Below are 14,903 nucleotides of genomic sequence, written 5' to 3'. Positions count from 1 at the left end.
GATCTCGATCCTAGAAGAGAAGACTAGCGGTGCCGCATTGCGGCGCGTCGGCGGAGCCAACGGCGGGCGACCACCATCCCTGCGAGGACAAGCGCAACCGCGATGTATAGCATCTCGGTCGTGCCATCGCCCCCATCCGGAGCTAGGCCGAAAATCTGCTCGATGAAAGTAATGTCTGTCTCCTTCCTGGGACGAATGCTCACTGAACCAAATCGTCACGGCACACCTAGGCCTTGCAGGTCCCGAGCAGCTCGACGCCGGCTTCCTTGAGCGCGACATTGAGCGCAGTGATCTCTTCCCTCACAAGCTCGTCCAGTTTTCTGATCTCGTCGTCGATCCTCGACATGACCTCTTCGGAGACCTGCCGTGCCTGCAGCGTCGGCGCCGCGTCGGCGAAGGCAACTACGTCGACGAGCTCGACCAGCATATCGTTCAAACCGGCCGGGTTGCGGCGGTCTCTCGGCGTCTCGCGCTTGAAGTCGATCAGCGCTCCCTCTATCTCCTCGAGCCGCCCGACCAAGGATTGCGCACGCCCGCCCAGCGATTTGTCACCGTCGTCGAGCCGCTTCTGCACATCCGCGAGCTGCCGCTTCAGGAGCCGGATGCGATTGACCGCCTGATTGAGCGCCGAAAGCATGCCGAACAGCTCTTGTAAGAGCGCGAACTGCTCGGCGAACTCCTTTTCGGTCGTGGCTACGCGGGGATCTTTGACGATCGCGAAGTCGACCGTCCGGCTTTTGCCGTCGGCCTGTATCTCAACCTGGTACCTGCCAGGAACCACCGCCGGGCCGCTCGGGCCCTCGCCCTCTGGCGCCAGAGGCTTGTATTTCCGGATCGTCAGAGACTGCTCGAGCTTGACCGGTCCCGGAGACCTGAGATCCCAGACGAAGCGGTGAAGCCCGGCCTTCGTGCCTGGCTTTTTATGCGAGGGTGCGTCCAGGTCGTCGCTCGAGAAGGCAATAATGGTCTTGTCTGCGGCGTCCCGGAAGGTGAGCTTGACCGGGCCCTCCGCGTCATTAGGCAGCCAGTAATAGACAATCGCCCCGTCCGGCGGATTCTCGCCGCAGTCGAGATAGTGGCGATCGCCTCGCCCCTCCTCCAACTGCACGACCTCTGTGGCGGCACCGATCCCCCAACCCGGGCTGTAGCTTATGCCGGCTTTGGACAAACCCTGCCCAACGGCCCAGGCTAGCTTGGTCCGGATTGTGGGGCGCGGGCTCACCAGTTTCACGTCTTTCTGATCTGCGGCCAGTTCGCGCAACGGCGTGAGGTCGTCGAGGATCCAAAAGGATCGGCCATGGGTGCCGGCGACGAGGTCGCTTCCCTTGATCTTTAGATCGTAGACCGGGACCACGGGCAAGCCGCCGGCCATGCGCGACCAGTGTTCGCCGTCATCAAGACTAAAGAAGACCCCCGTCTCCGTGCCGACGACGAGTAGGCCTGGCCGCACGGGATCGGCGCGAACCACGCGGGTGATCTCTCCCTTCGGGAAATCGCCGACGATCGACTGCCAGCTCTTGCCGCCGTCCTTAGTGCGGAGGAGATAGGGCTGATAGTCGGCGAGCTTGTAGCGCGTAGCCGCTACATAAACGGTATCGGCGTCATGCGATGAGATCTCGACGCAACCGACATAGGCGAGTTCTGGCATGGCTTCGGGCGTGACGTTCCTCCACTCGGCCCCGTCGTTCCGCGTCACATGGACGAGGCCGTCATCCGTGGAAACCCAGATCTCACCCTTGCGGTGTGGGGACTCCACGACCGACGCGCATGTCGCGTGCACCTCGGTTCCGGAGTTGTCGCGGGTCAAGAGGCCGCCCGAATAATCCTGCCTAACCGGGTCGTTGAGGCTGAGATCGGGCGAGATCGTGGTCCAGCTCGATCCTTCGTCGCGGCTGCGGAAGACGTGGTTACCCCCGGCATAAAGTGTCCTCGGATTGTGCGGGGAGAAGGCGATCGGGAAAGTCCAGGCGAAGCGGTAGCGCATGTTCTTCGGCGCGATACCGGTCGTGTCTTGCGGCCAGATGTTGACGAGGCGAATCTGTCGGGTTCGGTGGTCGTAGCGCTCTAGTGCGGCACCTCCCGGACTCGAGCCCATCGCGCCGCAATAAACAATGTCGGGATCCTCGGGATCGACGGCGATGAAGCCGCTCTCGCCATTTCCCGGATAGGTGCAGTCGCCCAAGGTGATGGCGCCCCATTCCGAAGCGCTTGGGACCGACATCGCGGTATTGTCCTGCTGGGTGGCGTAAACCCGGTAGGGATGCTGGTCATCGACATCGATTCGATAGAACTGTGCCGTCATCTGATTGTAGATCGACGACCATGTCCTGCCCCGATTGAAGGTGACGCAGGCGCCGCCGTCATTGCCTTCGATCATGCGCTTGGGATTGACCGGGTCGATCCAAAGATCGTGGTTATCTCCGTGAGGTGTAGTGACTTCCGTGAAGTTCGTCCCACCATCGGTCGATTTCCACATCACATGATTTGTCACGTAGACAGTATCGGCGTGTCCGGGGTCGGCGAAGACATGAGTGTAGTACCAGGGACGGTGCATCAGATCGCGGTTTTGCGAGATTTGGATCCAGTGGTCGCCGTAATCGTCAGTGCGATAGAGCCCGATCTTGTCGCCGTCTGCCTCGATGAGGGCGTAGACGCGCCCGCGTTGCCCCTCCGAAACGGAGACGCCGAGCTTACCAAGCACTCCGCCCGGCAAGCCGTTCCGGCCGGACAGATCCTCCCAGGTGTCGCCGCTGTCCAGAGATCGAAAGATTCCACTCCCCACCCCGCCGCTGTTCAGGTTCCAGAAGCTCCGCCGCGTTTGCCAGGTCGTGGCGAAAAGGATGCGCGGATTGTTGGGATCGATCGAGATGTCGACGGCGCCGGCGTCGGGGTTGCGGTAGAGGACCTTCTGCCAAGTCTTGCCGCCGTCCTTAGAGCGGAACACGCCCCGTTCCTCGTTGGGCCCGAACGCGTCGCCTAGCGCCGCGACATAGACGATGTCAGGATTCTGCGGGTGAATGCAGATCTTCCCTATATGGCGGGTCTCTTTCAGCCCGAGATGACTCCAGTTGCGACCGGCGTCGGTCGACCTGTAGACGCCATCGCCGTAAGAGACGTCGCCTCGAATCGTCGTCTCGCCCATGCCGGCATATATGACGTTCGAGTCCGAGCGGGCGACTGCGAGCGCGCCGACGCTGGCGCTCCCAAAGTAACCGTCGGACACGCAGCGCCAATAAACGCCGCCGTCGACCGTCTTCCACACACCTCCCGCGCAGGCGCCGAAATAGAATACCATTGGGTCGTTGGCGTCGCCCGCAACCGCCACAACACGGCCGCCTCTGGCGGGCCCAATGCAGCGCCATTTGAGGGCCTCGAGTGCCTTCGGGTCAGTGACATGAATCTGCGTTGACATCGAAATTTCGCTTCTGATTGCCACAGGGTTATTGCTGGTTCTGGTCGGACGACTGAGGCGCTCCCAAATTAAGCTGCTGGGCTACCGCGCCCCTATCGTGGTCTAAGATAAGAGGGTTTGTCGTAAGATCTATGAAAATCCTCGCCATGGATGGAACATGTGACTTTTCGTGTCAAGCAATTTTCTAATACGTTTTTCCGAACGCGCTCCTCTCAGAAATCACTCACGCTATCAATCTCCCGAGAACATCGTCGACCGTGTGGTAATTTGGCGATGCTACTGTTGCGCGTGGGCTCCGACGGTTCCTAGGTCGGCGTCTCAAGACGGACGGGCCTGCGCGGGCACGCAGCGACGTGCCGTCGACAGTGCGGGCCTTACCCTCGTCAAAGTGACGCTCCACATTCTGGGAGAGCAGGGAAATGTCTGCTCGATCATAAGCGAATTCTTCCAGTGCAGAGTAAGCTTGGCGAGCAGGGAGAACCGTCGAAGAGGCTGCTCAGGCGCCAAGACTGCTCGCGAGAGCGGCGGCGCACGCGCCGGGCAATCGGCCGAACACCACCGTCCAGGTTATGGTTTATCAGACACAATCTTTAAAAACTGAAGCTTCGTGCGCACTCGAGCCCGCCAAAGGCCGCACAAGCGACTCCGGTCGATTTGGCCTCACCGTGGTGCGAGCAAGAAAGCGCGACGGCGTCATCCTGCGGAGCTGCCGGTCATGGCCTCAGTTGGATCACTCCAACGCCTTCTTTGATGGTGATCTGGGTCCCAAATGGTTTCGAAAGCCTCTGCAGATGCTCTAGAATAGCTTCAGCTTGCGGCGGCGGGGCGATACGCGGCAAGCCGCGGTTGGCTAACCGCTTCGAGTAACCAAGCTCAACAGGATAAAGCAGCAATTCGGCAAGCTGGTTCTGCTCAAACCGGCTGACGGTGACAACACTCTGAAAGAAGAATGGGTCTATAAAACCATCCTTCATCGCTGCGACCATCAAATCGGCAGTCGTATCCACCCGAGGGTCCTTGCCGTGCTCCGCGAAGAAGTCCGCCCCCTGAGCCGTCTGCAGGGTGTCCCAGATGAAGTTTCCCAAGCTGTAAAAGATCGGTCGCCCCTTGTAGATCTCGATACCGCGCAACTGATGCGGTCCATGTCCGATATATGCATCGGCCCCGGTATCAATAAGCATATGCGCAAACGATTGTTCGTGGTCAGGCAGTTCTTGGCTCCAATTCCCTGGTTCGTGGCCGTGATTCGTGACGATCAGAAAGTCGGCGAGCTGCTTCCCTTGACGAACATTTCGTAGAATGTTGGCCACATCGCGTGAGTCGACTTCGTAGCTGTAAGCGACTTTGTCGCCAATCTTGAATGTCGCCCCGGCTAGCCGGATCCGGTTTTGATCGTCAAGGCTAAGCATGCTGTCTGGCAACGAGTTTCGTATCCGTCTCACGCTCTCGAACATCTCCGGCGGGACTACAATGGTTTCTACCAAACGGAGGGCGCAGAGTCCCGGCCTGCTGGGTGCCTCGCCAGCGGAGTCGGCGGCGCGTGCCGCCGGCGTGAACGTCGAAGCAAAAGACACCAGTGCCACGCGGCCACGCGAGGTCTCCAGAAAGCGAGCGGCACCGGCTTGCGCCAAACTCTCCCCGACACCCGCATGGACAATCTTGTTCTGGTCGAGCACTCGGCTCGTCTCGCGCGTGCCCTCAATGCCCCAGTCATATGCGTGGTTATTTGCGCGACTAAGAACGTTGAAGCCCATCGCCTTCAAATCAGGTCCGACTTCCGGGACACCGCCGATATAACTATCGTCATTGACCTGGGGACTTCCCTTAAACGCTCGGAGGTCGATGATGTTCGTTTCGAGATTGCCGAAGGTAACGTCAGCATCCCGAAGGATCTGGATGACCGCTTCGAAGCCCAAAGCCGGGTTTTTCGAAGCCGGGCGCCTTACTATCAGGTCGCCAACAGCTACCATCGTAAAGCCATCAGCAACGTTTGTGGTTGTCGAACCTACGTCATCAAACCCATGAGCTTGCATTGTCTCTTGCCTTTCTGCACTTTTTATTCGAAAATTCGCGCACTACACGGATGTCATAAAGGACGTAGTCGTCCGGGCTTGCTAGGTTCAGGATCGCGAGGCCCTTCCTTTAGTCCTGGACCGCGCCGAGGACCACCGGGCCCCCATGCGCCATGCGCTCGACGTGTTTCATCAGGAAAGAGTCTGAGATTGTGCCACAGGCTGGGTCGGGATTTCTGTGCTCGGAGCGCGCACATGACAGGCCACGACGCGCCCGTCTGCCATCGGCACTAAAGGCGGCACGTCGATGCGGCACCGCTCGACGGCCAGTGGGCAGCGCGGGTGGAACGCGCACCCACTCGGCGGATTGATGGGGCTCGGCACCTCGCCCTCAACGGGCGCCTCCAGCCGGACCCGCGTCGGATCCGGCACTGGTGCCGCCGCGATCAGCGCCTCAGTGTAAGGGTGTACTGGTTTGGCGAACAGCGCCTCGCATGGAGCGAGTTCCACGATCCGCCCCAAATACATGACCGCCACGCGATGCCCGATATGCTCCACGACGCCAAGGTCATGTGAGATGAAGACGAAGGCGATGCCCATCTGCTGCTGGAGATCCAGAAGCAGGTTCAAGATCTGTGCCTGAACGGAGACGTCAAGGGCTGACACCGCTTCGTCGGCGATGATGAGCGAAGGCTGGAGGGCCAGCGCCCGCGCGATACCGAGCCGCTGGCGCTGGCCGCCCGACAACTCGGATGGCAGTCTGTGCATCATCTCGGGCGACATTCCGACCTTTCGGAGAAGGTCCGCGGCAAGTGCCTGGCGCTGCCATCGGCCGAGGCGCTCAAAGTTCTCGACGGGTTCGGTAATGATCTGTCCAGCGGTGAGGCGCGGGTTCAGCGACGAGTAAGGATCCTGAAAGACCATCTGCATCCGACGGCGGCAAGCGTGAAGCGCGTGCTTCTTGAGACCCGCAATGTCGATCCTGTCGATCAGCACGCGCCCGCCCGTCGGTTCCACGAGCCGCATCAAGAGCCGCGCGACAGTCGACTTGCCACAGCCGGATTCGCCGACGATGCAAAGCGTCTCGCCCGCCTCGACGGAAAAGGATACATCCTCCACCGCCCGGATCACGGGAATGCTTTTTTTGAAGATTCCCGCACCGAGCGGATAATGCTTGGTCAGATTCTCGACTTTCAGCAAAGGACCGTTCATACGCCCATCACCTCTTCGGCGCGCCAGCAGGCTGCGGCATGGCTCGACCCGACATCACGCAGGGCGGGCGTCTTCTCGCGACAAATGTCGATCGCGAACGGGCAGCGAGGCGCAAAGCTGCACCCGACAATGGGCTCGCGCAGACTTGGCACAATGCCGGGAATTTCCGGAAGGCGGCGCTGTCGGCCGCGCCGCCGGTCAGGCACGGATCGCATGAGGCCTTGAGTGTAGGGATGCGCCGGACGCGCAAACAAATCTATTACGTTCGCTTGTTCTACGATCCGGCCAGCATACATCACGATCACGCGTTGACATGTCTCGGCCACAACACCCAGGTCATGCGTGATAAACATCACCGCCGTTCCCGTGCGCTCTTTCAGATCGATGATAAGCCGTAGGATCTGCGCCTGGATAGTGACATCGAGGGCCGTCGTCGGCTCGTCGGCAATCAACAGTTCCGGTGAGCAGGCAAGAGCCATGGCGATCATCGCCCGCTGGCGCATTCCGCCGGACATTTCGTGAGGATAGTTCCTGACGCGACGCTCGGGATCGGCGATGCGGACAAGACGGAGCATCTCTTCGGCTCTCTTCATGGCCACCGAGCGAGATGCTTTCGTGTGGATCTGCACCGTTTCCGCAATCTGGTGGCCGACCGTATAGACCGGGTTCAGGCTCGTCATCGGCTCCTGGAAGATCATGGCGATCTTGTTGCCGCGGATCCTTCGCATCTCCCGATCGGACAGATCCAGCAGGTTGCGCCCGTGAAAGCGGACCGCGCCACCGACGATCTCGGCGGTCAGTTTCGGCAGCAGACGAAGGATCGAGAGAGCCGTCACGCTCTTGCCGCATCCGGATTCGCCGACCACGCCGAGCGTCTCGCCCTTCTTCACTTGGAAGCTGATGCCGCCCAGGGCGCGGGTGACGCTCTCCTCGCCAAAAAAATGTGTCTCGAGATCCCGGACCTCGAGGAGCACGTCATTCGCGATGGCTCTATCCTCCATGAAGTTCTGCATCAGCATCTCAGCGCCTCCGCTTCGCGCGGGGGTCGAACAGGTCGCGCAGGCCATCGCCGAGGAGATTGACCGCAAGGACTGTGACCGCAAGGCAGATGCCGGGGGCGAAGACCGTCAATGGCGCGATGGCGAGATAGAGGCGCGAGCCTGAAATCATGTTGCCCCAGCTCGGGATCTCGGGCGGCACGCCCACGCCGAGGAAGCTCAGCCCGGCCTCCGTCAGGATCGCGCTGGCGCAGACAGTGGCGCTCTGCACCAGGAGCGGTGGAATGCTGCTCGGCAGGATATGGCGCCACAGGATCTTCGGCAGGCGCGCGCCGCCGCAGAGCGCGGCCTCGACATAGGGGCGCTCGCGAACACCCAGGACCACCGAGCGAACCAGCCGCGTGACGGCCGGCGTCTCGGGGATCACGATGGCGACGATGAGGATGCCGATGCCGGGCCCTGTCAGGGAGATGAGCGCAATGGCCAGCAGGAAGGTCGGGATCGACATCAGGCCGTCCATGACCCGCATGATGATGCTATCGAAGGTGCGGACATAGCCGGCGATAACACCAATCAGAAGTCCGGCAATCGCCGCGCAGGCGGCCGATATCAGCCCGACCAGGAGGGAGATGCGCGCCCCGAAGATGGTTCGGGCAAACACGTCCCGGCCCAGATTGTCGGTCCCGAACCAGTGTTCATCGGAGGGCGGCTGCAGGCGGATGAAGGGATCCATGTTCTGTGGATCGCCGGCGTAAAACGGCGCGGCGAGCGCCAGAATGATCAGGAGGATCAGGAGGCCGCCGCCGATCACGACCAGCGGGTGCCGCCTTGCCAGACGGGGGAGATCGGATAGCTGCAGCCGACCGATCGGCACGACGTCAATGGGTGGGGACAGAAGCGTCATATCAGTACCGGATCCGGGGATCGATCAGGGTGTAGGCGAGATCGACCGTGAGATTGATGAGGACGTAGAGACCCGAAACCAGGATGAGCACGCTCTGGATGATGGGATAGTCGCGATTGTTGATCGCATCCACAACCAGACGACCGATACCGGGTATGTTGAACACCGTTTCCGTGAGGACGACCCCGCCAATGAGATAGGCGAAGCTCAGGCCGATCACGGTCAGGATCGGGACGCCGGCATTCTTCAAGGCATGGTGGAAAAGCATCGCATAGGACGACGCGCCCTTGGCGGCGGCCGTCCGCATGTAGTCTTCCGACAGGACCTCGAGCATGCTCGCCCGCGTGATCCGGGCGATGTAGGCAATATAGCCAAGACCCAAAGCCATGGTGGGCATGATCAGGTGCCCGAACCAGGAACCGAGGCCAGCAGCGATCGGCAAATATCCCTGGACCGGGAGCGAGTGCAATCTGATTGCGAAGAAGTAGATGAAAAAAAAGCCTACGACAAAGACCGGGAGAGAGAATCCAAGCGCCGAGAACGCAGAGAGGATGCGGTCGATGAGACCGCCGGTTCGCCAGGCGGCGAGGATACCGAAGGAGACCCCGATGGTCACAGAAAGGATCATCGTCAGGATCGACAGGGAAAGGGTCGGTTCAAGCCGCTGCGAGATCAGCTCGAGAACCGGGCGTCCGGCAAAGATCGAGGTGCCGAAATCGCCGCCGAGCATGTCGCGCACCCAACGGATGAACTGAACCGGCAGCGGATCGTTCAGTCGCATCTGTTCGCGGAAGCCGGCAATCATGTCCTCCGTCGCCGACTTGCCAGCGATCATGTCCGCCGGGTCGCCGGGCGCCAGCCTGAGAAGCAGGAAGACGAAGATCCCGACCATCGCCATGACGGCGATGGCCGAAACCAGCCTGCGTAGGATATAGGCCGCCATCAGCCCGGAGCCTTTTGCATGTTCCACAGCGGGACGACATCAGGCATGCCGATGAGGCCGGTGAGCGTCTTGCGTCGTGCGATCGGCGCGACGACTCCACCTAGCATAACCTGGGGCACATAATCCCAAGCTATTCGCTGCATTTCGCGGGCCAGCGTCTTGCGCTCATCCTCCGTCTCGACATCGGCCCATTTGGCGCGAAGAGCCTCGTATTCGTCGTCCTTCGGCCAGCCGTACCAGCCCTCCTCACCGTTCGCCGAAAGGATCGCGGAAGTGATAGGAACGCCGAGGCCGAAGTCGCCAAAGGTTGTTATGTGGATGCTCCAGCCACCCTCGTCAACCGGGCCCTTGTTGGCACGGCGCGCCGCAACTCCGCCCCAATCGCTCGGCGCGAGCTCGGCATTAACTCCGATCTTGCGCAACGCATCCCCTAGAAGCTGCGAAGTATTGCTGCCTTCTGCCCAGTCCGTCGGCTGAAGAATAACGACTTTTTCGCCAGCATATCCTGCTTCCTTGAAGAGCTGTTTCGCCTTCTCCGGGTTGCCGCCCTTTTTAAACCATCCGGTGTTTTCGTCATTGGTTATCGGATTACCGCTGCCAAAAAGGGACGTGATGGTTTTAGTGTATCTTGGATCGGGAGAAACCACACGCAAAAACGCTTCCTGATCAACGAGGTGAAGGACCGCCTGGCGCGCCTTGACGTTGTCGAACGGCTTTTGCAGACAATTCATACGCGCGATGAAGTCTTGGCCGTACTTATCAAGGACTTCGAGTGCCAGGTTGGAATCACCCTCGACCCCCGAGTACAGATCGGCTGGCGGCGTCTGATAAAAATCAACCTCACCCGCCTGCAGGGCTGCGATAGCAGTCTGCGGATCGCCAATGTTTTCCACGATCACGCGGTCGACGTTGACGATCTTCCCACCGGCCAATCCGTCGGATGGCTCCTTGCGTGGGACGTATTTTTCATTGCGGTCGTAGGCAAAGTTTGCGCCCGGCTTGGCGAGCGCCTCATTGAACGTAAACGGCCCAGATCCGATTTGCGCAGTCACCGCTTCGGTTGCCGGCTTATCTGCATCCTTCTCGCGCATGATGAAAAGGTAGCCGCGCGCCAGAATATCGGGAACGAGCGATAGAGGTTCCCTGAACGCGATCGTGAAGCTCTTGTCGTCCTTCGTGGCGATTTCTTGGACCCGCGACATCATAAATTGGCCGCCCTGACTTACTTGGGCCCAGCGACGAATAGAAGCTATACAATCTGCCGCAGTAACTGGCGTGCCGTCGTGCCAACCCAATCCGTCCCGGAGCTCGAACGTATAGGTCTTCTTATCGTCGGATAGGCCCCACCTCTCCACCATTTGCGGTTGCGGCGTTAATTTGGAATCAAGTGAGAATAGCGTGTCGTAAATCGCCGCAGCGTAGTCCGTAGTTGCTTGATCGGTTCTAACTACGGGATCGAAGACCGTGGGAAAGCTCATCACCATGCGAACTGTACGTCCGGCTGCGGGTGCCGTCTGCGCCCGCAATACCGACGGCATCGATGCAGCCATTCCGGCGGCCAAACTAGTTTTGAGCAGGTTGCGTCGAGAGACTGCCATGTTCTGTTCCCTTCTTTGCGCCAGGTCACGAACTGAGAGGCCCAGAAATGCGCCTTCCAGCATACCTATCAAGTTTTGGCCAACATTGTAGCAGGTGAGTTTTCATGTCAAGCAATTTCTACCTCTTATCGAAGATGAAATCTTTTCACATTTCTCTCATATAATCAAGCTTCAGCTCCATCAGCGGCTAGGAGGAAAAGCCGGCCATGTAGCCGCGCAACGGCTAATTAAATGGAAAGGCGCGCGCCGTCACGGTCGCGCTGAGGATCCAGAAGCTCACGAAGGCAAGCTATTTTCGGGGTTCTCAACGCGCCGCTTGGCCGAGAAGGCGCCGAGCGCAGTCCGGGAGGCCTACGCGCAGGGCTGAAAGCCGGCGGACACGGGGCGATCCGGTCTAGCTGGCGCCGCGGCGAACCATCATGTGCATTTTCATGCCGAGGTCGGCCTCCTGGATCGACCAAATTGAACGCTGGTTCGCGCTTGCCCCGCGCAGCTACGGCGCAGCGTTCACACTTCGACTAGCTGTGAATCGGGAGGTTGTCCATTCGGACCGGACTGGGGAGACTGGAGTTACCAGGCTTCAGCACTCACCGGAGGGTCCGAATGAACATCCACAAGAATGCCCGCCTCACGCCGCTGCGTCGAGAGGAGATGGCGCTGTCGGTGAGATAGAATGCGCTGTGTCCAAAGCACCGGCGCGCGTCTACGGCGTGTCGGCCAAGATCGTGGCGCGTTTGGGTCGAGCGCTATAAGTCCGAAGGGCGGGCCGGCATGATCGAACGTTCCTCGCGGCCCGCTCATATGCCACAGGCCACCGCTGCGTTGATCGCCGAGCGCATCATGGCGCTGCGGCGGCAACGTTGGACCGGCAAGCACATCGCCCATGAGGTCGGCGTCTCGCCCGCCACTGTTAGCCGCGTTCTATAGCGTGCCGGACTGTCGCGGCTCAGGGATATCGAACCGGCCGAGCCCATCAGACGCTAAGAGCGCGAGCATCGGCGAGATGATCCATATCGACATCAAGAAGCTTGGTCGTTTCGAGCGCATCGGTCATCGCATTACCGGCAAGCGCACCGGCAATGCCAGCTCGCGCGGCAGCAGTTGGGAGTTCGTCCATGTCTGCATCGACGACGCCTCCCGCATCGCCTTCTCGCAGATTCTGCCCAACGAGAAAAAAGAAAGCGCCATCGCCTTCCTCAAGGCGGCGGTCGCCTACTACGCCAGCCTGGGCGTCGCGATAGCCCGCGTCATGACCGGCAACGGCTCCTGCTACAGATCGAAGGCCTTCGCAAAGGCCTGCCGCGATCTCGGCCTCAAGCATGTCAGGACAAGGCCTTACACGCCCAAGACCAATGGCAAGGCCGAGCGCTTCATCCAGACGGCGCTGCGCGAATGGGGCCTATGCCAGCGCCTATCCGACTTCAGCCGCCGCAGAGCTGCCGGTCTGGCTGCATCGCTACAATTGGCACCGTCCCCACGGGAGCTTGAAATCCAAAACACCTATCAGTCGCCTCGCTCTCACCCTGGACAACCTGTTGAGGCTCCACAACTAGCCAACTCGAAGCCGATCCGCACCTTCGTCGAGCGGCACAACGGAAAACCCAACTCTTTAACTGGACCAAGGCCGCCGACGAAGATCCGCTCAACGGTCAGTCTGCGGCATCTTGGAAAAATCAAGATGCCGAAAGTTTAACATGGATTTCTCAAAAGTCACATCTCCCGAAGAAAGGTAACGCGGAGCTTAATCCAATTTAACGTTACGTGTCGCGTTTGAGATGATAGAGCTTCGGCGATGCCGATCGATGGCAGCGCACAGACTGGGCAGCTTTGTGCGACCACTCACGACATCCAGCAAACGGTGGGGAGGAAAGAGTATTCATGGTCCGCAGATGACCGCAGTGTCACACCGTCGGGGGGCCAGAATGTCCGACCAGTTTTCTTTAGTCCCGCCGATGCAGCTTCCGGGCGCGGTCAGGGAGGCGTCTGCGGTCGAACTCGGCCGACTTCTCGACCAGACTGATGGCGTCGCTCAACCCGAGCAGTTGTTCGACCTGCTATCTACCTTTGCCCTGAAATTCGATTGCCCATGGATCGCCTATGGCTCTGTCACACCGGACCGAAGATTTTTCAAGCCGGTCCGAGACGATTCGAGGATTATGGTGAATTTTCCAGATGAATGGCAGCAGCGCTGTTCTGAAATGGGTTATGGCAGAATAAGCCCCATCATCAAGGCCGGTCTAGCACGGGTAGGCGCCTTTCGATGGAGCGAGGTGCATCACAATGCAAGTACGACCGAGGGCGAACGGCGCGTTTTGGACGAGGCTGCGACGTTCGGTTTGCGGTCAGGCCTTAGCGTTCCATTGCACGGTCCCTATAGCAGCTTGGCAATTATGAGCTTTGCTCGACCCTGGAATCGCGAATTCCCTAATAGAACGATCAGCTACTTGCAACTTGCCGCGATTCATTTCCACCTGAGGGTCGCGAAGCGCGAGAATTGGAGTCGCGTCGGGGAACTTCGTAAACTTTCTCTAAGGGAAAGCGAGTGCCTCCTGTGGGTTGCGAGAGGGAAAACGTCGTGGGAAATAGGAAAGATACTGGGAGTTTCTGTAAACACTGTCAATTTTCATATCAAGAACGTGATGCAGAAGTTGGACACGACCAGCAGAACCGCTGCCGCTATAAAAGCAGCAAACTTAGGAATTATTAAATTATAAAGCGTCTCTTGATCCATCAATCAAGATTTCGCCCAGTGAAAGGCGTGTCGCGCGATCGCCACGACCCAGGGCGCGCCAGGCTGACCCCGCCCCCGAACCCACGACGATCTTGGCCAGCTGGGAATAGGTCGGAAATTCCGCGGTTCAGAAGAGGTTGATGAGCGGAGTCGGGCCGTCGCGGCATTTGCCACACGAAACCGCAAACGCTGGAAAGCTGTCGGCCGAGAGATCCTCCAAGGCACGGGCCAGCGTCTCCACGATATGCTGGCTAAGGTCGCCAGCCAGTGTGGTCTTTCGATCTGATAGTGGTCGTTCATAGCCGCCGGGTCGTGTCGTTGCTTGATAGCGAGATTGTCAAGCTCAGCCGCGTTCAAATGCTGCGCAATAAGCTCGAGGAGTTCGCCAGGAGGGAACTCACCCACGCTGATTATGTGGTGAGGGGCGAGCGGCAATGCTGCGGGCGTCGCTGAAGTGCTGTCGCCCTAGTGGATCGGATCCTGATCGCGAGTCCCAAGCAGGTGCACAGGCGCACGCGAAGGTGAAGACTGACATGATCGACGCCACTGTCCTTGCGAAGCTCTACGCCTCGGGCTTTCTGCCGGAGGTCTGGGTTCCGGATCCAAGACCCCTTGCGCTCCGAAGACAGGTCACAACGCGGACACTGCTGGTTCGCCAGCTTTCGCGGCTGAAGAACCTCGGTACTCCACGCACCTGATCCCGCCGTGTCCGCATGGGAACCTATCGGGATCAGCGGGTGCAAATGGCGGACAAGGCATATATTGCCTCCGGATGAGCGCGCCGCCATCGAGCGCCACCTCGGCTTGATTAACCACATCAAAGAGGCGTTGACGGTGGTCCATGCGGATATCGCGGTGCATGCCGTCCAGCATCCAACAATCCGCCGCCTGATGACGTTGCCCGGCATCGACGTCACGGTGGCTGCAAGTTGCCTCGGCAATCGGCGACATACGGCGCTTCAGCGATCCACAGAAGCTCGCCGCCTATCTTGGCCTCAATCCGAGCGTGCGGCTGTCCAGTCAGGGGCCAACCTCGGGCGCACACGAAGCAGGGCTGCGGCCATGCGCGGGTCGCCATCGCCCGCCTGCGATG

8 protein-coding genes and 2 pseudogenes are annotated in these 14,903 nt (G+C 59.9%); 3 read left to right on the top strand and 7 right to left on the bottom strand.

The window, feature by feature from the left end:
* Positions 1-226: 226 nt before the first annotated feature.
* The 7 genes from NKJ80_RS27600 to NKJ80_RS27570 all read right to left on the bottom strand — a co-directional run bounded on the left by NKJ80_RS27600 (position 227) and on the right by NKJ80_RS27570 (position 11,079).
* Positions 227-3,412: a WD40/YVTN/BNR-like repeat-containing protein gene (locus tag NKJ80_RS27600; RefSeq protein ID WP_352498686.1), complete on the bottom strand. Its 3,186-nt coding sequence runs from the start codon at positions 3,410-3,412 to the stop codon at positions 227-229.
* Between the two features lie 713 nt (positions 3,413-4,125).
* Entirely contained in the window at positions 4,126-5,445 is a 1,320-nt protein-coding gene (locus NKJ80_RS27595) for a CapA family protein (protein ID WP_352498685.1), read from the bottom strand.
* A 171-nt stretch (positions 5,446-5,616) separates the two neighbouring features.
* Positions 5,617-6,636, bottom strand: a complete 1,020-nt coding sequence (locus NKJ80_RS27590; protein WP_352498684.1) for an ABC transporter ATP-binding protein — start codon at positions 6,634-6,636, stop codon at positions 5,617-5,619.
* Positions 6,633-7,655 (bottom strand): ABC transporter ATP-binding protein, encoded by a 1,023-nt coding sequence (locus NKJ80_RS27585; protein WP_352498683.1) that lies wholly within the window; start codon positions 7,653-7,655, stop codon positions 6,633-6,635. Before NKJ80_RS27585 ends, NKJ80_RS27590 begins: the two co-directional genes overlap by 4 nt.
* A 1-nt stretch (position 7,656) precedes the next feature.
* Complete coding sequence (locus NKJ80_RS27580; RefSeq protein WP_352498682.1) at positions 7,657-8,538, bottom strand: ABC transporter permease; 882 nt, start codon at positions 8,536-8,538, stop codon at positions 7,657-7,659.
* Between the two features lies 1 nt (position 8,539).
* Complete coding sequence (locus NKJ80_RS27575; protein ID WP_352498681.1) at positions 8,540-9,481, bottom strand: ABC transporter permease; 942 nt, start codon at positions 9,479-9,481, stop codon at positions 8,540-8,542.
* The gene (locus tag NKJ80_RS27570; RefSeq protein ID WP_352498737.1) at positions 9,481-11,079 is read right to left on the bottom strand and encodes an ABC transporter substrate-binding protein; all 1,599 of its coding nucleotides are present in this window, start codon (positions 11,077-11,079) and stop codon (positions 9,481-9,483) included. Before NKJ80_RS27570 ends, NKJ80_RS27575 begins: the two co-directional genes overlap by 1 nt.
* A gap of 603 nt (positions 11,080-11,682) precedes the next feature.
* Here NKJ80_RS27570 and NKJ80_RS27565 point away from each other — a divergent pair.
* The 3 genes and pseudogenes from NKJ80_RS27565 to NKJ80_RS31520 all read left to right on the top strand — a co-directional run.
* Positions 11,683-12,632 (top strand): annotated as a pseudogene (locus NKJ80_RS27565) (IS481 family transposase).
* Between the two features lie 369 nt (positions 12,633-13,001).
* A complete protein-coding gene (locus NKJ80_RS27560) occupies positions 13,002-13,793 on the top strand; it encodes a LuxR family transcriptional regulator (protein ID WP_352498680.1) in 792 nt (263 codons plus the stop codon).
* Positions 13,794-14,732: 939 nt separating this feature from the next.
* Positions 14,733-14,819, top strand: a pseudogene (locus tag NKJ80_RS31520) (transposase); the annotation flags it as partial.
* Between the last annotated feature and the right edge of the window lie 84 nt (positions 14,820-14,903).

Origin of the sequence: Mesorhizobium sp. M0030, assembly GCF_040323695.1 — a bacterium.
Taxonomy (GTDB): Bacteria; Pseudomonadota; Alphaproteobacteria; order Rhizobiales; family Rhizobiaceae; genus Mesorhizobium.
Note: the sequence above shows the minus strand (reverse complement) of the source record. Positions and strands in the feature narration are given on the sequence as shown.

Coding starts and splice junctions, on each gene's coding strand:
- NKJ80_RS27560 (WP_352498680.1), top strand. CDS start 13,002: ATGTCCGACCAGTTTTCTTTAGTCCCGCCGATGCAGCTTCCGGGCGCG.
- NKJ80_RS27595 (WP_352498685.1), bottom strand. CDS start 5,445: ATGCAAGCTCATGGGTTTGATGACGTAGGTTCGACAACCACAAACGTT.
- NKJ80_RS27575 (WP_352498681.1), bottom strand. CDS start 9,481: ATGGCGGCCTATATCCTACGCAGGCTGGTTTCGGCCATCGCCGTCATG.
- NKJ80_RS27585 (WP_352498683.1), bottom strand. CDS start 7,655: ATGCTGATGCAGAACTTCATGGAGGATAGAGCCATCGCGAATGACGTG.
- NKJ80_RS27600 (WP_352498686.1), bottom strand. CDS start 3,412: ATGTCAACGCAGATTCATGTCACTGACCCGAAGGCACTCGAGGCCCTC.
- NKJ80_RS27580 (WP_352498682.1), bottom strand. CDS start 8,538: ATGACGCTTCTGTCCCCACCCATTGACGTCGTGCCGATCGGTCGGCTG.
- NKJ80_RS27590 (WP_352498684.1), bottom strand. CDS start 6,636: ATGAACGGTCCTTTGCTGAAAGTCGAGAATCTGACCAAGCATTATCCG.
- NKJ80_RS27570 (WP_352498737.1), bottom strand. CDS start 11,079: ATGGCAGTCTCTCGACGCAACCTGCTCAAAACTAGTTTGGCCGCCGGA.